14 protein-coding genes, 1 pseudogene and 1 riboswitch are annotated in these 18,943 nt (G+C 67.6%); of the genes and pseudogenes, 4 read left to right on the top strand and 11 right to left on the bottom strand.

All coding sequences use genetic code 11. The features are described 5' to 3' along the window. The 5 genes and pseudogenes from GONAM_RS10290 to GONAM_RS10270 all read right to left on the bottom strand — a co-directional run. Positions 1 to 365, bottom strand: a pseudogene (locus tag GONAM_RS10290) (hypothetical protein); the annotation flags it as partial. A 125-nt stretch (positions 366 to 490) separates the two neighbouring features. Continuing rightward, positions 491 to 1,795, bottom strand: coding sequence for a wax ester/triacylglycerol synthase domain-containing protein (locus tag GONAM_RS10285; protein WP_006866703.1), 1,305 nt, complete (start codon positions 1,793 to 1,795; stop codon positions 491 to 493). Positions 1,796 to 1,819: 24 nt separating this feature from the next. Continuing rightward, a complete protein-coding gene (locus GONAM_RS10280; protein ID WP_040535964.1) occupies positions 1,820 to 2,986 on the bottom strand; it encodes an acyl-CoA dehydrogenase family protein in 1,167 nt (388 codons plus the stop codon). Positions 2,987 to 3,014: 28 nt separating this feature from the next. Then, a complete protein-coding gene (locus GONAM_RS10275) occupies positions 3,015 to 3,314 on the bottom strand; it encodes an acyl carrier protein (protein WP_280985356.1) in 300 nt (99 codons plus the stop codon). Then, the gene (locus tag GONAM_RS10270; protein WP_006866700.1) at positions 3,311 to 4,681 is read right to left on the bottom strand and encodes a salicylate synthase; all 1,371 of its coding nucleotides are present in this window, start codon (positions 4,679 to 4,681) and stop codon (positions 3,311 to 3,313) included. Before GONAM_RS10270 ends, GONAM_RS10275 begins: the two co-directional genes overlap by 4 nt. A 159-nt stretch (positions 4,682 to 4,840) precedes the next feature. Between GONAM_RS10270 and GONAM_RS10265 the strand changes: the two genes are divergently transcribed. Beyond that, on the top strand, positions 4,841 to 6,505 hold the full coding sequence (locus GONAM_RS10265; RefSeq protein ID WP_006866699.1) for a (2,3-dihydroxybenzoyl)adenylate synthase: 1,665 nt from the start codon (positions 4,841 to 4,843) through the stop codon (positions 6,503 to 6,505). 85 nt (positions 6,506 to 6,590) lie between these two features. Beyond that, complete coding sequence (locus GONAM_RS10260; RefSeq protein ID WP_006866698.1) at positions 6,591 to 8,144, top strand: PucR family transcriptional regulator; 1,554 nt, start codon at positions 6,591 to 6,593, stop codon at positions 8,142 to 8,144. A 103-nt stretch (positions 8,145 to 8,247) separates the two neighbouring features. Here GONAM_RS10260 and GONAM_RS10255 read toward each other — a convergent pair whose 3' ends face one another. Beyond that, positions 8,248 to 9,750: an aldehyde dehydrogenase family protein gene (locus GONAM_RS10255; RefSeq protein WP_006866697.1), complete on the bottom strand. Its 1,503-nt coding sequence runs from the start codon at positions 9,748 to 9,750 to the stop codon at positions 8,248 to 8,250. 116 nt (positions 9,751 to 9,866) lie between these two features. Beyond that, positions 9,867 to 10,214, bottom strand: coding sequence for a GNAT family N-acetyltransferase (locus tag GONAM_RS10250; RefSeq protein WP_006866696.1), 348 nt, complete (start codon positions 10,212 to 10,214; stop codon positions 9,867 to 9,869). Between the two features lie 183 nt (positions 10,215 to 10,397). Then, positions 10,398 to 10,512, top strand: a riboswitch (TPP riboswitch). Between GONAM_RS10250 and thiC the strand changes: the two genes are divergently transcribed. Beyond that, complete coding sequence (gene thiC / locus GONAM_RS10245) at positions 10,504 to 12,180, top strand: phosphomethylpyrimidine synthase ThiC (protein WP_006866695.1); 1,677 nt, start codon at positions 10,504 to 10,506, stop codon at positions 12,178 to 12,180. It overlaps the preceding riboswitch by 9 nt. Then, positions 12,177 to 13,028, top strand: coding sequence for a bifunctional hydroxymethylpyrimidine kinase/phosphomethylpyrimidine kinase (gene thiD, locus GONAM_RS10240; RefSeq protein ID WP_006866694.1), 852 nt, complete (start codon positions 12,177 to 12,179; stop codon positions 13,026 to 13,028). The genes thiC and thiD overlap by 4 nt, the downstream gene beginning before the upstream one ends. A 187-nt stretch (positions 13,029 to 13,215) precedes the next feature. On the opposite strand, the gene GONAM_RS10235 is transcribed toward thiD, so the two are convergent. The 4 genes from GONAM_RS10235 to GONAM_RS10220 are packed head-to-tail and all read right to left on the bottom strand — an operon-like array spanning position 13,216 to position 18,917. Continuing rightward, on the bottom strand, positions 13,216 to 14,868 hold the full coding sequence (locus GONAM_RS10235) for an ABC transporter family substrate-binding protein (RefSeq protein WP_006866693.1): 1,653 nt from the start codon (positions 14,866 to 14,868) through the stop codon (positions 13,216 to 13,218). After that, complete coding sequence (locus GONAM_RS10230; protein WP_006866692.1) at positions 14,865 to 16,937, bottom strand: dipeptide ABC transporter ATP-binding protein; 2,073 nt, start codon at positions 16,935 to 16,937, stop codon at positions 14,865 to 14,867. The genes GONAM_RS10235 and GONAM_RS10230 overlap by 4 nt, the downstream gene beginning before the upstream one ends. After that, on the bottom strand, positions 16,934 to 17,932 hold the full coding sequence (locus GONAM_RS10225; protein ID WP_006866691.1) for an ABC transporter permease: 999 nt from the start codon (positions 17,930 to 17,932) through the stop codon (positions 16,934 to 16,936). The genes GONAM_RS10230 and GONAM_RS10225 overlap by 4 nt, the downstream gene beginning before the upstream one ends. 1 nt (position 17,933) lies before the next feature. Further along, on the bottom strand, positions 17,934 to 18,917 hold the full coding sequence (locus GONAM_RS10220; protein ID WP_006866690.1) for an ABC transporter permease: 984 nt from the start codon (positions 18,915 to 18,917) through the stop codon (positions 17,934 to 17,936). Positions 18,918 to 18,943: the final 26 nt, after the last annotated feature.

The following is an 18,943-nucleotide window of genomic DNA, read 5'->3' as shown; positions in this document are numbered from 1 at the left end:
CCGCTCTCCGGCACGTTCTCGGTGGCCGCGGGTGCGGGCGCCACGGCCGGGGCGGGCTCACCGGGTGCGGCGGCCGGCGGCTGGTTGGCGGCCGGACCCACCAGGCCCTGCTGCTGTTGCGGAGTCTGCGCAGAACCGAGGTTCACGACGGTCGGCTGGGCCGCGTTCGCCGAGTCGTTGCGGTCGCCGACCATCAGACCGACCACACCGATCGTCACGATGATCGCCGAGATCACCGCCGCAACACCTGCCGATGCCAGCACGGTCGGGATGTTGATCCCACCCGAGCGCTTCTCCGGGCCCGTTTCCGGTTCGTGGGTCTCATCCACGTAGGCCGGGTCCTGGTAGCCGACATCGTTCTGCATGGTGCTCTCCGTGTTTTCTGCTGTGTCGTTCACTTGTGCCGAGGAACGCCTGGATGCGCGTATCCACGTGCTGATCGTTCCCCGTGGGGAACGAATTCCTAGGCAAGCCTAAGCTCGCCTCGTCTTCATGCTGACGGTAGGGCCTCGGTGAGGACCTTGTCGAACGTCTCCACGAACTTCTGCGCGTACCCGGGAAGCGCCTGGGCGTCGGTCACTATGCCGAAGGTCGTCGTGTTGCCGAGGATCAAAACGGTCACCGAGAAGGAGTAGCCGGCCAGCGGCGACAGCGGCGTCAGGCTCACGATGGATTTACCGAGGACCGACCGCACCCGGGAGAAGCCCGGGTTGATCCCGATGTGGATGTCCGGGTGCATGTGGCTCATCGAGGCGTTCACAATCGCCCGCTGCAGGCCCCAGAGCGGCGCCCGCGGCAGGTCGTCGGCCGCGGCGAGGTAGAGCTCCGGCCGACGCTCGGCGATGGTCGTCAGCTCGCTGCGCGCCCGGCCGATCTGCTGCGACAGGTTCGTCTCGTTGCCGGGCAGGTTGAGCAGCGCCACCGAGACCGCGTTGCCGGTGTGCCGGAACTCGGGATCGAGGGTCACCGGCAGGGTCACGCGGAGGACCTCGGCCTGCGGTGCCGCAGGCGGGTCGATGCTGAGCGCGCGTCCGATGGCCCCGAGCACGAACTCGTGCACGCTGGAGTCGTTGGCCTTGGCCGCCTTGCGCAGCGCGCGGGTGGACGTACTGAAGAGTGCGTGTTCACGACGCCCCGACTTCGTCAGACTCGGCCAGGCGCGCTTCTTGCCGCCGCCGGCCGCATGCTGGTCGTTGAACGCCGACTTGGCCTCCCCCAGCTTCTCCGGGTCGATACCGCTGATGTGGAACCGCGGGCTGGTGGCGAAGCGCTCGAACTCGGCGAGGTCCTCGGGTTCACCGTCGGCGAGCAGTGCTGCGAAGGCCGCGCCGGCGATGCCGTCGGAGATGCTGTGGTGCACGCGCAGCAGCACCCACTGACCGACCCCCTCGGCGCCGGCGGAGGGGGTGAAGAGCGTGATGTCCCAGAACGGGCGCGGCCGAGGCAGCGGCGTCTCGAGGAGCTTGGAGACGCGGCGCTGCAGATGCTCACGGTCGGTGAATCCGAGCTCCGAGACATGTTCGCCGGCATCCCAGTTCTCGTCGGCGAGCACCACCTCGGGCTTGCGCCACCGGCCGTTCTTCACGCCCAGCCGGAAGATCTCGAACAACCGCCCCCGATCCCGCACCCGGGCACGTACTTCATCGAGGCCGAGAAGCGTTCCGTCGGTGTCGAGTTGGAGGATCATCGACCAGTGCATGGGCCGACTGTCGGTGTCCATGTGCAGATAGGTGTGATCCGGCGGTGCGAGTTCGGTGACACGAGCGTCGGCCGGAGTGGTGACTGGGCTGTTCATGATGACCGCCTGGATGAGGGACGCTCAGGGCGCCTGGTTGAGGGAATGGGAAAAGAACTGGTGGTAACGCTCGGTATCGGGTTTCATGGCCGCCGCGACCAGTTCCCACAACACCTCGTCGGTGCCGCCCCCGACGCGAGCGAGCTTCATGTCGCGCCACCAGCGTCCGATCGGCGTCTCGGTCTCGAGATAACCGATCCCGCCGAAGATGTGCAGGCACTCCGAGGCGACCTCCTCACCGAGGTTGGCCGCGGTCGCCTTGAGCGCGGCGGCGGTGCGCAGGTTGATCTTTCCTCCGGCAGCGACGCCGTCGAGCGAGTAGCTCAGCACGTCGACGCGGGCCTGCAGATCCGCGAGCCGCAGACGAAGCGCCTGATGGTCGTAGAGTCTCTTGCCGAACTGCGTGCGTTCCATCATGCGGGCGAGCGTCACGCCGAGCATCACCTCGCACGCGGCCGCGATCTGCGCGGCGACCGAATAGCGTTCGTGCGCAAGCCCCCAGCTGATGACCGCCAGCCCCGTTCCGGGCCGGGCGATCAGCGCCTCCTCGGGGATCCAGGTGTCGATGGTGACCGGCGCGGTGTCGAGCGGTCCGGCGCCCAGCTTCTCGTAGGGCGCACCGACGCGGACCTTGTCGATCGGCACGGCGGCCAGCGCGACGTTGCCACCGGTGTCGGGGCCGTCCTCGACACCGCGACACACGACGAACATGTGGTCGGCGATCGGTGAGAGCGAGACGAACTTCTTGGCGCCGACAACCCGGTAGCCGCCGTCCTCGGCGAAGATTCGCGTCTCCGAGTTCTGCAGATCCGAACCGCCCTGTTCCTCGGACGCACCGATGCACAGGACGGCGTCGGTGGTCATCGCCCGCTGCGCCAGGTCCTTCAGGAAGTCGTTCCGCCCGAAACGGCGGAGGATGGCGATGGCCGAATCGTGCAGGCTGACACCGACACCGATCGCGGCCGAGCCCAGCGAGCCGAGATGACGGCCGAGAGCGAAGTGGTCGTGGAGGTCGGTGAGCTTGCGGTCTTCCCACTTGCGGGCGAAAACCCCGGCCTCACCGAGGTGTTCGAGCAGTGGCCGCGGGAATCGGTGATCGCTCTCGGCCTGGGCCGTCCACGCGGCGACCTTCTCGTCGAACGCCTCGTCGAGCAGTTCTGCGTACGTCTGCACTCCGGTGTCCACGCTCACCTCTCCCCCGACTCGCATCTCGTCCGGCTCAGGCCGGCGTCCCGGCCTTCGCGCGGATCAGGTCCTCGAGATCGCCGACCGTCTTGGACTCGAAGAGCTCGCGTTCGGAGAGCTTCACACCCAGACGCTCTTCGATCGCGACGACGCCGATGGCGAATGCCACCGAGTCGAGGCCCAGGTCGTCGATGAGTCGCGAGTCGCGGGTGACGTCGCCGAGCGCGAGGTCGAGGTCCTCGGTGAGGATGCCGTGCAGCGCTTCGGTGATGTGGTCGGACATGTGATGACTCCTGGTGGAATAGGTGGTGCTTCGAACGTAACGGCCGGTCAGCGTGGGATGACGTACGGGGCGACGCTGCCCAGCTTCTCGCAGGTCTCCTCGAACTCGCGTTCCGGCGTCGACTGCGCGACGATGCCGGCGCCGGCCCGCAGCCACGCCTTGCCCCCGGACGAGAAGACGGTGCGCAGGGCGAGCGTCGCCTCGAGTTCACCCGACGACGACGCGACGAGGACCGCACCGGAGTACGGCCCGCGCCGCCGGGACTCGAGGCGGTCGATGGCGTCGACGGCCGCGGTCTTGGGAACTCCCGAAGCGGTGATCGACGGGAAGACGACTTCGAGTGCACGCCAGGGTGATTCACCCTCGGCGAGGGTGCCCTTCACCGTCGAGGCCAGGTGCTGGACGCTGCCGCGCTCGCGTACCTCCATGAAGGTGCTGACCGCGGTCGTCTCGGCGGCGGAGATCGAGGCGATCTCGTCGTAGCACGCGCGCACCGACATCGCATGTTCGGCGACTTCCTTGGCGTCGCCGAGGAGTTCGGCCCGAGCGGCCGCATCGTGATCGGCCGAGACTCCGAAAGCCCTTGTCCCGGCCAGGGGTTCGGTCACGACGGTGCGGTCGGCGTGCACCGCGACCACGAGTTCGGGGCTGAATCCGGCAGCCGAGAGGTCGCCGAGCGACAGCAGGTAGGAGCGGGCCGGGGTGTTGTCGGCCCGACCGCGGGCGTAGGTGGCAGGGATGTCGACCGCGAAGGGGACGTCAACTGCGCGTGAGAGGATGACCTTCTGATAGCGACCGGCCGCGATCTCGGAGACGGCGGCGGCGACGCGGCCGCGGTAGTCCTCGGTGTCGACCCGCACGTCGACGGGGCGCGATGTCCCGGGATCGCCTGCGGTGGCCGCGATCTCGAGAAGACGACGAGATCGCTCCGGGTCGGCGGTGCCGGTGTCCACCCCGTCCGCGTCGACGAAGGCCTCGAACTCGGGAACGATCAGATGCGCGAGCACCGTGTCGTCGGGAACTCGTTCGAGGATGCCGTGGTACGGCGCACAGAAATCGAAACCGACCCACCCGTATAGACGCCAATCGACGACCGACAGCGACTCCGTCGCCGCGGCCAGCGCGTCGGCCGGATCGCCCTGCCATGCGATGGTCGTCCGGCGACCCTGGTCGTCGACGATGACCTCGCGGCGGGTGACGACGACTCGCACGCGGACGCCCGCGGCGAAGGTCCATCGACGGCTGCGCTCGTAGACGACATGGTCGCCGAACTCGCCGGAACCGGCCCAGGCCGCCGAGATCCGGGCGGCCACCGTCTCGGTGAGCGGTGCCGCCGGAGCGATCAGACCGGCCGCCCCGTCGAGGCCGAGTTCCGCAGCATCGATCCTCGATGTCCGCGAGTCGGTCGTCAGCGACATGTCCTTGTCCTCCGGTCGTGGGCGGCAGCACCAGTGATCCTAGGGATATTAGGGCAGCCTAATCAAACAGACCGTCCGAGTAGGCAGAGTAGCGCACGAATCCTCCACCCTGACCGGCCGGTAAGGTTACCCTATCCTGCCTGTGTTTGAATGGGTCCCATGCCGACGCCTCAGGACCACGCGACCGACCTGCTCGACGGTTTCACCCCGTACGCCGACGCCCAGGCAGACCGCTACCGCAACGCCGGACTGTTCCGCGGACTCCCACTGTTCGCCGGCTTCGACGCCAGCGCCGACCGCACCCCCGACGCCCCGGCCGTCACCGATGCCTCCATCGACGGGCCGCGGACGCTCACCTACTCCGAACTGCGCGAGGCCTCGCTGCGTCGCGCGGCCGGTTTCGTCGAGGCCGGGCTCCGCCCGGGAGAACGCGTCGTCCTTCAGCAGAACAACTCGCTCGAGTTCGCCGTGAATCTGCTCGGTCTGCTCCGCGCGGGCGTCGCACCGGTCATGACCCTGCCCGCGCACCGGATCACCGAGATCGCCCATCTCGCCGCCGGCGCCGGGGCCATCGCCTACATCGGCGAGGACGGTCGACGCGGCTTCGACTTCCGGGATCTCGCCACCGAGCTGCAGTCCCGCGTCCCGGCCGTCGCGCAGGTGTTCATCTCCGGCGATCCCGGCCCGTTCGCACCGGCACCCGAAGCGGACCCCGCGTCGGTCGATCTCCCCGACCCGCCGAGCGCCGAACTCCCAGCCTTGTTCCTGGTCTCGGGCGGTACCACCGGCCTGCCCAAACTGATCGCGCGCACGCATGACGACTACGACCTCAACGCACGACTGTCGGCCGAGGTCGCGGAGCTGACGGCCGACGACACCTACCTCGTCGCGTTGCCCGCGGCCCACAACTTCCCCCTGTGCTGCCCGGGAATCCTCGGCGTCCTCGGCGTCGGCGGCCACGTCGTCTTCACCGACAACCCCAGTCCCGACAACACCTTCGACCTCATCGAACGGCACCGCGTCACAGTGACCGCGCTGGTCCCCGCCCTCGCTCAGCTGTGGTGCGCGGCGACCGAGTGGGAGCCCGCGGACATCAGTTCCCTGCGGCTTCTGCAGGTCGGCGGCGCCAAGCTGGCCCACCCGGACGCCGTCGCCCTCGACGAGGCACTGGGCAACGTGGTCCAGCAGGTGTTCGGCATGGCCGAGGGCCTCATCTGCTACACCCGGCCCGATGAGCCGCGGGATCTCGTGCATGAGGTCCAGGGCTCGCCGATGTCGGAGTTCGACGAGGTGCGCGTCGTGGACGAGGAGGGGGCTGACGTCCCCGACGGTGAAGAAGGCGAACTGCTCGTTCGCGGCCCGTACACGATCCGCGGGTACTACCGGGCCGACGCACACAACGAGAAGTCCTTCACCCCCGACGGTTTCTACCGATCGGGCGACAAGGTGACCCGGCTGCCGTCGGGACACCTCTCGGTGACGGGTCGTATCAAGGACACCATCGTCCGGGCCGGTGAGAACGTGGCCGCCGACGACGTCGAGGAGAACCTGCTCGCACACTCGTCGGTGCGGCAGGTCGCGGTGGTCGGACTGCCCGATGACGCGCTGGGCGAGAAGATCTGCGCCGCGGTCGTGCTCTCCCACGACCATCCGCCGGCCCAGCCGCTCGAGCTGGCCACGCTTCGCACGTTCCTCGCCGACCGCGGCCTCGCGTCGTTCAAGCTGCCGGACGTCGTCCGCGTCGTCCGAACCCTGCCCGTCACCGCCGTCGGCAAGATCGACAAGAAGGTTCTACGAGAGCAGCTGGTGTCCTCGGCGGGATGACCTCCACTCCCGGCGCCCTCGCTATGCTCTGACGCACATATGGACGGCTCCGACCGTCCGCCGACCTGCGAGGAGATGAGTCGCCGTGGCCTTGACCGTGCGGCGTCTCGCCCGGAACACCGACCTGGGACTCACTCTCGTGGGTGGACACGAGGGCGCGGATCGGGTGATCGAATGGGCGCACGCGATCGAGCTCGCCGACCCCACCCCATGGATCACCGGAGGCGAGCTGGTGATGACCACGGGTCTACCGATCGGCTCCTCGGACGCGCAGCAGTTCGAGTACGTCTCGCGCCTCGCGCAGGCGCGTGCGGCCGCGCTCGCCGTCGACACCGGAACCACCTTCGACGCCGTCCCCGAAGGCATTCGCGCCGCCGGCGACGCACTGGGTCTCCCCATCCTTTCGGTGCCGCCCCCCACCCCGTTCATCGCGATCACCCGCGCGGTGATCGACGAGCTGACCGCCGACCGGGTACGGGCGGTGCAGCGGGTGGTGGACCAGCAGGAGAAGCTCGCGCGCGCCATCCTGCGCGGCGGTATCCCCCAACTGATCTCGACGCTGGGTCGCGCAGTCTCTTGCTCTGCGGTGCTCGTCGACTCCGCCGGCAGGGTGCTGTCGGTGCACGGAAAGGACGCCGCACGCCTGCTCGCGCACGCGCGGACCGTCGCGGGTTCCGCGCCACGCGGACCCGGACGCCGACAGCAGATGAGCAGCGCCTTCACCGACGAGCACGGCGCGTACCTGGTGCAGAGCGTGTCCGTCGCGCAGGAATCCAACGGCTATCTCGCAGTGGGATCGGCGGTTGCGCTACAGCCCGAGGAGCGCGTCCTCGTGGCCCACGCGGTCGCCCTGCTGTCGATCGAACTGGGCAAGCCGGCGAAGGTGGTCGATGCCGAGCAGCGGCTTCGCACGGCCGTCGCCCGAGCCCTGATCGACTTCGGCCCCGAACTCGACATCGGCCTGCTCCGGTACTTCGGCTTCGACGAGGACGCGCACGTCGTCGCGGTCGCGCTGACCGACGTCGGTCCGTTGCTGCCCGCTCAGCGGGAGATCGCCGGATTGTTTGCGCGGCAATCCGTTCCGTACCTGATGACACCGCAGGAAAAAGTCCTGTTCGTCATCGTCACCGCCGACCACACGGTGGAGTGGGTCACCGAATTCGTCACGCAACTCGGCGCACAGCTCGGGCGGCCTCTGCGCGCGGGACTGGGGGCATCCGCCGCGATCATTGATGCCTCTGACAGTCTCCGTCAGGCGACAGCTGCACTGCGACTCGGCCCGGCACAGACGCCGGTCGTCGACTTCTCGGACATGGGCACGTTCTCGATGTTGTTGAGCGGCCGCTCTCCCGACGAACTGTCTGCGATGTCGCGAATCCTCCTGGGACCGCTCGAGGACTACGACGCCACGCACAGCTCGCCGTTGGATCTCATCACCGCGCTGCGCGCCTGGCTCCGGCACGACGCGCACATCGAGAGCGCTGCAACAGAACTCGGTGTTCATCGGCACACCATGCGCAACCGGATGGCGAAGGTCGGTCAGCTCCTGCGGCGCGACCTCGACTCGGCCGAGGTCCGGGCGGAACTGTGGATCGCGGTCAAGGCGCGTGAACTTCTCGACATCCTTCACAACGACTGACGCGCGAGGACCACGGGGCAGACGGCACGCTGCCCCTCCGAGCATCTCCGCGTTGAATCCCCCCAGGGGGACGACCGGTCCGCCGATCGGTGACGCCGAACCGTCAGACGCGCGTTGCACCTCCCCGGAGGTAGACCGTCGTCGTGTGGGTGAAGAACTCCCGTGCCGCACGGCCCTGTTCCTTGGAGCCGTACCCGCTCTTCTTCGCGCCGCCGAACGGCACATGCGGATCGGCCCCGGCCGATTCGGAGTTGACGTGCAGGATGCCGACGTCGATGTCGTCGACCGCCGCCAGGGCCCGCGTGAGGTCCTGGGTGAAAAGCGCTGCGGACAAACCATACTCCCCGTCGTCGGCGACGCGGAAGGCCTCGTCGACCGAGCTCACCCGGACGACCGCCAGAACCGGCCCGAACAGCTCGTCACGCCAGACGTCGAGATCCGGTGACGGCAGCTCGAGGATGGTCGGCGACAGGAAGTAGCCGGACTCGGGCGCCTCGACGGGTGCGTGACCACCGCTGAGCACGGTGGCCCCTTGCTCGATAGCACCGGCGATGCCGCTGCGGATGCTGTCGTGGGCCGACGCGGTGATCACGGGGCCCATCTCGGTCGACGCGTCCAGAGGGTCACCCACCACCAGATCGGCGGCCGCCTTGCTCAGTGCAGCGAGCAGTTCGTCGGCCACGTCATCAGTGACGACGAGTCGTGATGTGGCCGTGCACTTCTGCCCGGTCGAGCGGAACGCCCCGAGCATGATCTGCTGCACCGCCAGGTCGAGATCCGCGTCGCCGAGCACGATCGCCGCGTTCTTCCCACCCATCTCGGCCTGCACCGGTACGCCGCGCGAGGCCGCGGCCGCCGCGATCCCGCGCCCGACTGCGGTCGAACCGGTGAAGGTGATCGCATCGATGCCTGGATGATTGACGATGCTGTCGCCGATCGCGCGGTCACCGATGGTCAGGTTCAGAACTCCCGCCGGCAGTCCGGCCTCGACCAGGGCCTGCGCCAGACGCACCGCGAGAAGGGGTACCGTGTCGGCCGGCTTCCACACCACCGTGTTGCCGTAGATGAGCGCGGGAGCGATCTTCCACGCCGGGATCGCGATCGGGAAGTTGAAGGGCGTGATCACGCCTACTGTACCGATCGGCTTGCGCGTCACCAGGATTCGTTCGCCCTTGCGCGGCGAGGAGAACACCTCGCCCGCATCTCGATCACCCTCGGCGCCGTAGTAGCGCAGGATCTGCGCCGCCCGCTGCACCTCGCCGATCCCCTCGGCCAGCGTCTTGCCCTCCTCACGAGTGAGTTCGGCACCCAGCTGCTCCGCGTCGCGTTCGAGAACCCCTGCGGCCCTGACGAGTACTGCACCGCGTTCATGCGTGGTCATGTCCGACCAGATGGCGAAGCCGCGACATGCGGCGTCGACAGCGGCGTCGACCTGTCGAGCACTCGCACAACGCCCCTCGGCGACGACGACATCGGGGTAGGTGGGACTCGTGCTGACGAGCTGGGTGTCCTCACCCTCGACCCACTGGCCGTCGATGAGGTTGACCAAGCGGCGCACCTGCTCGAGGTGCGGGCCGCCGACGGTCGTCTCTACCACTGCAGTCATCGATGTCCTCGCGGTCGGGGTCACCGCCGAACCGTACGCCCGCGAGGCACTACCGGGTCATCGCCGCGATGTACAAATCGCTTTCAGTTGATCGCCGCCATGGACATCGACGCGCCTCATACGGGGGCGAGCGTCACAACCCCCGGGTGACGGTCGAGATAGTTCTTGGTGAACGAGCACACCGGTCGGAGCCGCGCGTTACGTTCCCGGGCGAAGTGGATGACCGTCCGGGTGAGACGGGTGGCGAGTCCATGACCGCTGTATTCGTCGTAGAGCACGGTGTGCAGGACGGTGATGGTGGTCTGACCGTCGACGGTCTCGGTCGAGTAGCCGAGCACGCCGACGAGATCTCCCGCGACCCAGAGTTCGAACCGCTCGCGGTCGGGGTTGTGCACCACCTGCGCGATCTGCTGCAGGATGGATCGCGCCGACTGCGGCGGCCGATGCCGGTTCTTGCGTAACACCTACACCTCCTCACGTGATCACTGTGGCGGGTCACCGGCATGACGCCGCGGCTCGACGTAAGGACCCCTTGTGACCAGGGTCACACCGTACCTTACGGATCCGTAACTGACGAGACCTACCGGTGATCTTCCCGGGCGCGGCCTCGGGTGTTGACCGCCGTTGTAAGGTGGCAACCGCAACACAACTACACACGCGGGGGCTCTCACGATGACCGAGGGCTGAGATGGCGACGGGCGGTCGCCGACCGCTCGAACCTGTCCGGGTAATGCCGGCGTAGGGAGAACCATCATGGGCACACGTGTATCCACCACACCCACGACTTCAGGTCTGACGACCGGACCGATCGAGGGAAGTTCCAAGCACTACCTCACCGTCGATCACCTCCGCGTACCGCAGCGTCGAATCCACCTCACCAACGGTGAACATCTCGACGTCTATGACACCTCCGGGCCGTACACCGATTCCGATGCGGTCATCGACGTGGAGCGCGGACTGCCGCCGACCCGCGACGAATGGCACCGTCCGGAACCCGTCGACGGAGCGAGCACCCAACTCGCCTGGGCGCAAGCAGGGATCATCACCGACGAGATGCGGTTCATCGCGGCGCGCGAGGGCGTCGACCCCGAGCTGGTTCGCTCCGAGGTGGCCATCGGACGCGCGGTGATCCCGGCGAATCATCGTCACCCCGAGTCGGAGCCGATGATCATCGGCAAGAGATTCGCGGTGAAAATCAATGCGAACATCGGGAATTCAGCGGTGCGCAGCTCGATCGCCGACGAGGTCGAGAAGATGGTGTGGGCCACCCGATGGGGCGCCGACACCATCATGGACCTGTCGACCGGCGCCGACATCCACACCACCCGCGAGTGGATTCTGCGCAACTCCCCCGTGCCGGTCGGCACCGTACCGATCTATCAGGCCCTCGAGAAGGTGAACGGCGATCCTGTCGCCCTCACGTGGGAGATCTACCGCGACACCGTGATCGAGCAGGCCGAGCAGGGTGTCGACTACATGACGGTGCACGCCGGCGTCCTGCTCCGCTACGTGCCGCTGACCGCCCGCCGGGTCACCGGCATCGTCTCGCGGGGCGGATCGATCATGGCCGCCTGGTGCCTGGCGCACCACCAGGAGTCGTTCCTGTACACGCACTTCGACGAGCTGTGCGAGATCTTCCGTCGTTACGACATCACCTTCTCTCTCGGCGACGGACTGCGCCCGGGGTCGATCGCCGACGCCAACGACGAGGCCCAGTTCGCCGAACTGCGCACCCTCGGCGAACTCACCACCATCGCCAAATCCCATGGTGTGCAGGTGATGATCGAGGGACCGGGGCACATCCCGATGCACAAGATCGTCGAGAACGTGCGTCTCGAGGAGGAACTCTGCGAGGAGGCACCGTTCTACACGCTCGGCCCCCTCGCCACCGACATCGCACCCGCCTACGACCACATCACCTCAGCCATCGGTGCGGCGATGATCGCCCAGGCGGGCACCGCCATGCTCTGTTATGTAACACCCAAGGAGCACCTGGGACTGCCCGATCGCGATGATGTGAAGGTCGGCGTGATCACCTACAAGATCGCGGCCCACTCGGCGGATCTCGCCAAAGGCCACCCCCGGGCACAGGAGCGCGATGACGCATTGAGCAAGGCGCGCTTCGAGTTCCGCTGGGTCGACCAGTTCAACCTCGCCCTCGACCCGGACACCGCCCGCGAGTACCACGACGAGACGCTGCCGGCCGAACCCGCGAAGACCGCACACTTCTGCTCGATGTGCGGCCCCAAGTTCTGCTCGATGCGGATCTCCGCCGACGTGCGCGCCTACGCCGAGGAGAACAACCTGGTGACCGCCGAGGACATCGACCGGAAGATCGCGGAGGGGATGGCGGCGAAGTCGGCCGAGTTCGCCGAGGCGGGCAACCGCGTGTACCTGCCGCTCGAGACCGTTCCCGGAGGTACTGCGTGACCGACGTCGAGTTGTTGCCGGTCGCGGCACCGGGAGAGACACCGGTCCGCGTGATGACCATCGCCGGATCGGATTCCGGCGGTGGCGCCGGCATCCAGGCCGACCTGCGTACCTTTGCGCTCCTCGGCCTACACGGTTGTGTCGCGGTCACCGCGGTGACCGTGCAGAACTCCCTGGGCGTCAGCGGTTTCCAGGAGATCGCACCGGAAACGGTGGCCGCCCAGATCGCGACAGTCGCCGACGACATCGGCGTCGGCGCCGCCAAGACCGGCATGCTGGCGTCGGCACCGATCATCGATGCTGTCGTCGCTCAGTGCTCGGCGAGCGGCATCGGGCGCGACGGTTCCTCCCCGCTCGTCGTCGACCCGGTGTGTGCCTCGATGCACGGGAACCAACTACTCGCCGACTCCGCCCTGGATACCCTGCGCGACAACCTCTTCCCGCTGGCCACGGTGGTGACGCCGAACCTCGACGAGGTACGGCTCATCACCGGGATCGACGTCGTCGACACCGACTCGCAGCGCGATGCGGCGAAGGCGTTGTTCGATCTCGGACCTGCCTGGGCGCTGGTCAAGGGCGGACACCTACGGTCCTGCGACCACTCCCCCGACCTGCTCTACAACGGCTCCGAGTTCATCGAACTCAACCACGAGCGCATCGACACGACCCACGACCACGGCGCCGGCGACACACTTGCCGCGGCGATCACCTGTGCCCTGGCACATGGCTACTTGGTTCCCGACGCGGTCTCCTTCGCGAAGAAGTGGGTCACCCGCGGCCTGGCCGCCGCCTATCCGTTGGGCGCCGGCCACGGCCCGGTGAACCCGCTGTGGCGAGTGGGCGAGTAGGCGAGTAGGCGACACCTTTCGATACGCCTCGTCGCAAGCTCCTCGGCTACTCAAGGAGCACGAGCGACGAGCCACGAAGGCCTGGTGAGCCGACGTCGCCAGCCCTTCGTGGCTCGCTGCGCTCGCACCTCAGGCAGCGAGGGGGCGCTGCGCTCGCACCTCAGGCAGCGGGAGAGTAGGCGCAGACCTACTTCTCCCAGCCGACGTCCTCGATGGGACCGACGTAGAACTGTCCCGCCCCGTAGTTGGCGAGGCCCTCCTTCACCGCGACCATGGACGGACCGTTGAAGAGCGGGAGGTTGGAGAACTGGGCGAAGGCCTCGCGCTCGAGCTCGTTCCCGGCCTTGATCTGGGCCATCGGGTCGCCGATCCGCGACATCGCATCGATCTGTGCATCGAGTTCCGGGGAACCGGCACCGGCGGGGTTCAGCTGGGAGCCCGTGCACCACACCTGACAGAAGTAGGCCATGCCGAAGGGATCGCTGGAGGAGAAGCCGAGCAGCAGTAGGTCGAATTCTTTGTTGACCACGACCTGCGAGAAGTCGGCCGACGGGCGCTGGCGGACAGTGAGATCGACGCCCACCTTCTTCAGGATCGCCTGGAGCGCGCGGGACAGGTTCTGGGTCGTGGTGTCGTCGCCGATGTTGGGCAGCTCGAGCGACAACCTTCTGCCGTCCTTGCTGCGGATGCCGTCCCCACCCTTCAGCCACCCCGCCCGGTCGAGCAGCTCCTCGGCTTTCGCCGGGTCGTAGGACAGGACCTTCGACAGGTTGTCCTCATAACCAGGCTGGAACGGGTACAGCGACAACGAACCGGGGAGTTCCTCGGTGTAGTTGAGACCGGTGAACCTGATGCGCGACAGCGTCTCCCGGTCGACCGCGGAGAGCACGGCCTCCCGGACGCGCCGGTCGGACAGGATCGGGGTGTCGAGGTTGAGTACGAGCAACGACTGCTGCGGTGCCGCCGCGGTGCGGATGTCGATGCCGTTCATGGTGAGGGCCCGCGCGCGAGCGTCCTTGGCGGCCACCCCGGTCGCGTCGATCTCGCCGTTCTGGAAAGCGTTGAGCGCTGCCTGGGACTCCATCTGCCGGAAGATCCGACGGTCGAGTTTGCCAGGCTTCCCCCACCACTTGGGATTTCGTTCGAAAACGACGGTCCCGTTGTCGGCGTCGTAGGAGGCGATCGTGAACGGCCCCGCACCCCATTCGGGATGCGGCTTCCGGACATAACCCTCGTTGTAGACATCGGGGGCCGCGGCCTTCGGATGGAGGACGACGTTGAACAGGCCGTCGGGCCAGGCGTAGACGCCGTCGAAGCGGACGACGACCTCACGGTCGTCGGCACCGCGGGTGACCGAGGCGATCTGGCTGTACCCGTCGCTGGAACTGACGAGGTAGCGATCGTCGACGCCCCGGCTCGTACGCCAGGTCTCGACGAAGGCGCGGTAGTCGATCGGTGTGCCGTCGTTGAAGAAGGCCTTCGGGTTGACGGTGTAGGTGACCACGGTGTCCCGGCCGACGATCTCGGTCCGTACGTCGGTGAGGTAGTCGGGATTCGGCAGGTACCGCCCGTCTGGCGTGAAGTAGGCGAGCAGCGGGTTGTACCAGCGCCACAGGGCCAGGGTGTAGACGTTGCCGTCGGCGTGGAAGGTGTTCCACTGGGCCGACACCTCCGGCAGCACGGTCGTGAGACTGCCGCCGTCCTTCAGGTTCTCGCGCGGTTGCAGGTTGAGCGAGGCTCCTTCGGTCTTCACCGCACCGGTGTCGGTCGCGGCACCGCAACCGGTGACGCAGGCGATGGCCACGACCACCGCGGCGATGATCACCGACCAGCGCTTCACCGGTCCACCTCCAGGAAATGGCATGCTGCTCGGTGGTCGACCGCTGGGGCGTCGTCCTGATCCGTCGGCCGCAGGAGAGGCACGACCGTCCGGCAACGTGCACGGCGTTCCTCGTCGAGCTGCGCATGCAACGGACAACGGCTGGTGAAACTGCATCCGACGATCTCGTCTGTCGCACTCGGTTGTTCGCCGGTCAGGACGATGCGCTGCCGCCTCCGTTCGACGCGCGGGTCCGGAACGGGTACGGCCGACAAGAGTGCCCGGGTGTAGGGGTGCGCGGGCTCGACGAAGACCGCCTCGGTGGGCCCGGACTCCACGATCGAACCCAGATACATCACCGCGACGCGGTCGGCGAGATGGCGGACCACGGAGAGATCATGGGCCACAACCAGATACGCCACGTCGTTTTCGGCCTGCAGGCGGCGGATCAGGTTGACGACGTCCGCCTGCACCGAGACGTCGAGCGCTGACAGGGGCTCGTCGAGGACGATCAGGTCGGGGTCGGTGGCGAGAGCTCGCGCGATCGCGAGACGTTGTCGCTGGCCGCCGGAGAAAGCGGCGGGGAAACGGTCTGCGTGAACGGGATCCAGTCCGACGCGCCGCATGAGAGCGGTGATCTTCTCCTCGGTCTCCACTTTCGAGACCCCGAGCGCGCGAAGCGGTTCGGCGATGATGTCGAAGGCGGTGAATCGCGGGTCGAGGGCATCCGACGGGTCTTGGAAGACGATCGACGTCCTCTGTCGCAGCGCGCGGGCCTCGCGTGACCGGACCGCAGCCGGGTCCACCCCACCGATCCGGACGACGCCCTCGGGTTGCGCGAAGTCCATGATCTCCAGCAGCGTCGTCGACTTGCCGCTGCCCGACTCCCCGACGAGGGCCATCGACTCGCCGCGCCGGATGTCGAAGCTGATCCGGTTGACCGCCCGCACCGAACCCACCCGACGCTTGAGGAAGCCGCTCGTCAGCGGGAAGACCTTGGTCATGTCCACCACGTCGAGGACGGTCTCCCGTTCCTGGCGGTCGACGACCGCCGTCGGCGCCGTGGGCACATCGGGCGGCGGGAACACCGGCTCGCCGCCGACCCGACCGTCGACATCGATCTCCCCGACGCGAATACACGCAGCCCGGTGGTCGCCGGTCACCTTCACCAGTTTTGGTTCGCTCCGACGGCAGTCGTCGATCGCGACGGGACACCGTGGTGCGAACTGACAGCGGTCCTGCACGTCGATGAGGACCGGAGGTGTTCCCGGGACGGGGATGAGCGCATCGGTCCGGCGGTCCACCCGCGGCACCGCTCCCAGCAATCCGATCGTGTACGGCATCCGCGGTCCGCCGAACAGCGTGTCGACGTCGGCGGTCTCGACCGCCCGGCCGGCGTACATCACCACGACGTCGTCGGCCTGCCCCGCGACGACGCCGAGATCGTGCGTGATGAGCAGCATCGCGGCACCGGTCTCGCGCCGGGCGGTGGCGAGTACCTCGAGGATCTGCGCCTGGATGGTCACGTCGAGCGCGGTGGTCGGTTCGTCGGCGATGATCACGGATGGGTCGTTGGCGATCGCCATCGCGATCATCACGCGTTGCCGCATCCCGCCGGACAACTCGTGCGGAAAGGCCTTGGCGCGTCGCTGCGGATCACCGATCCCGACCAGGTCGAGCAGTTCGACCGACCGCGACCAGGCCTGCTTGGCGGTGATGGATTGATGGGCCCGCACCGCCTCGGAGATCTGCGCCCCCACGGTGAACACCGGGGTCAACGACGACAACGGGTCCTGGAAAACCATGGCGATCTCCGAACCCCGGACCGCGGACATCTCCTTGTCCGAAAACCCGATCAGTTCTCGATTCCGTAGCGCGACCGATCCGCTGACGCGTGCGGTGTCCGGCAGCAGTCCCAGAACCGCCAGAGCCGACACCGATTTCCCCGACCCGGATTCACCGACGATGGCGGTGGTCCGGCCGGCCCGCAGGTCGAAGTCGAGACCGCGGACGGCCTCCACCGTGCCTGCCTCGCTACCGAAGTCCACTCTCAGATCGCGGACCGTCAGCACCGCATCGGGATTCGTCATCGACGGGCACCTCCACGCGACGTCGGGTCGAAGGCGTCGCGCAGGCCGTCGGCGATGAGCGCCATCGAGACCGTGAGGAGTGCCAGTGCGGCAGCGGGGAACCAGAACAGCCACGGCGACGCGGCCAGCGTCCCGGCACCCGCTTGTAGCAAGGAGCCGAGGGTGACGTCGGGGATCTTCACGCCGAACCCGAGGAACGACAGCCCGGTCTCGGCGAGCACCGTGGCCACGACGCCGAGGGCGAAGTTGATGACCAGTAATGACGCGATGTTGGGCAGGATGTGCCGGAGGATGATCGTCACCGGGGACACGCCCAGATACCGTGCGGCGGCGACGTAGTCGCGCTCGCGGACGGTCAGCGCAAGTGAATGGATCACGCGCGCCAGCATCATCCAGCCGAACGCGATGAGCACGACGATCAGCCACCGCCAGTCACCGCCGGTGCTGTTGGAGACCAGGGCCAGGATGAGGAACGTCGGGACCACGAGGAGCAGATAGACGACGCCCAGGACGACGCGTTGCACCCAACCGCCGAAGTAGGCGGCGAGTCCGCCAAGGAACGCGGCGATCGCGGTCGTCCCGATCGACACCACCAGGGCGATCGTCAGCGAGCGTTGGAGTCCGTGTACCACCTGCGCATACAGGTCGTTGCCGGCGTCGTTGGTGCCGAACCAGTGGGCGCCTTCGGCCCCCTGAGTCGACGGCGGGAAGCCGATCGCCAGGAAATCGGTGTCGGTGTAGGAGTAGGCGGTGAACAGTCCGCCGAAGACGGCGAAGAGCACGAGCAATCCGAAGATGGCAAGGCCGAGCAGCGCAGATCGGTTGCGTGCGTATCGCTTCGCGAAGATCTTGGCCCGGCCGCTGCGTCGCCGGACCAGGGGCGCCGATGCGGTGTCCGATTCGTCGAGGACACCGCCGGTCTCACCCATGATCGGGGCGGCCGCGTCGAGGTGTCCGGACTGCGGCCCGCGCGGTTCCGGCGGGAGCATGGCCATCTCAGCTCACCCGCACTCTCGGGTCGAGGTAGACCACGGCGAGGTCGGCGAGGATCGCGCCGACCGCGGTGGCCAGGGCACCGAAGGCAGCGACGGCGACGACCCCGTGGATGTCGTTGGTGTTGATGGAGGTGACGAAGTACCTGCCCATCCCCTCCCATCCGAAGATGGTCTCGGTGAGGACTGCGCCGGTGAACACCGCGGGGATCGCGAAGGCGATGCCGACGGCCACCGGGATGATGGCCGTGCGCAACGCATGTCGTCGAACCGCCACGCCACGGGTGAGCCCCTTCGCGCGAGCCGTGCGGACGTAGTCGGCGTTGATGGTGTCGAGCACCATCGACCGCTGGAGGAGATGCAGTCCCGCGTACTGGATCACGACCAGGGTGATCGTCGGGAGGATGAGGTGCTGGACACGGTCCAGCAGCACCGGGAAGAAACCCTCGACCCCCACGCTCGACGCCCCGGAGACGTAGACGACGCTGTGGCCGAGCGACTGGTTGAGAGAGATGGCGGCGAGCACGATGCCCAGGCCGACAACGGGAACCGGCAGGTTGATCATCGCGATCGAGATGAACTGCCACGCACGGTCGGCGAGTTTGTACTGACGGAGCGCGGTGTAGACGCCCAGGGCGATACCGAGCAGGGTGGAGATGATGGTGGCGGCGGCGAGCAGCTGCACCGAGGAGACCAGCCGGAAACCCATCTCGCTGTTGACACTCTCACCGACCGGCGTCGACCCCCAATCCCAGTGCAGCACCACGCCGGTCAGCCAGTTCCACCAACGCTCGACCAGCGGGGTCTTGTCGTTGAGGTTGTGGGAGGACAGCGTGGCGTCGACGACGCTTTCCGGCAACGGGGGTCGGCGGACGGCGTAATTGGATCGGGGGTCGAGGAACCAGGTGGCCAGGAGATAGGTCAGATTGGTTGCCAGGAAGACGAGGACAGCCCAGGCCGCGATGCGTTTACACAGGTATCCGATCACCGCGGCTCCAGGTCGTCGTCAGGTCG

Source organism: Gordonia namibiensis NBRC 108229 (genome assembly GCF_000298235.1).
Classification (GTDB): Bacteria; Actinomycetota; Actinomycetes; order Mycobacteriales; family Mycobacteriaceae; genus Gordonia; species Gordonia namibiensis.
This window is presented reverse-complemented; position numbering and strand designations above follow the sequence as displayed.

What these genes read in the sequence shown, in the direction of transcription:
- GONAM_RS10225 (WP_006866691.1), bottom strand. Translation starts at nt 17,932, where the DNA reads ATGGCCATGCTCCCGCCGGAACCGCGCGGGCCGCAGTCCGGACACCTC.
- GONAM_RS10270 (WP_006866700.1), bottom strand. Translation starts at nt 4,681, where the DNA reads ATGTCGCTGACGACCGACTCGCGGACATCGAGGATCGATGCTGCGGAA.
- GONAM_RS10285 (WP_006866703.1), bottom strand. Translation starts at nt 1,795, where the DNA reads ATGAACAGCCCAGTCACCACTCCGGCCGACGCTCGTGTCACCGAACTC.
- GONAM_RS10255 (WP_006866697.1), bottom strand. Translation starts at nt 9,750, where the DNA reads ATGACTGCAGTGGTAGAGACGACCGTCGGCGGCCCGCACCTCGAGCAG.
- GONAM_RS10265 (WP_006866699.1), top strand. Translation starts at nt 4,841, where the DNA reads ATGCCGACGCCTCAGGACCACGCGACCGACCTGCTCGACGGTTTCACC.
- GONAM_RS10230 (WP_006866692.1), bottom strand. Translation starts at nt 16,937, where the DNA reads ATGACGAATCCCGATGCGGTGCTGACGGTCCGCGATCTGAGAGTGGAC.
- thiC (WP_006866695.1), top strand. Translation starts at nt 10,504, where the DNA reads ATGGGCACACGTGTATCCACCACACCCACGACTTCAGGTCTGACGACC.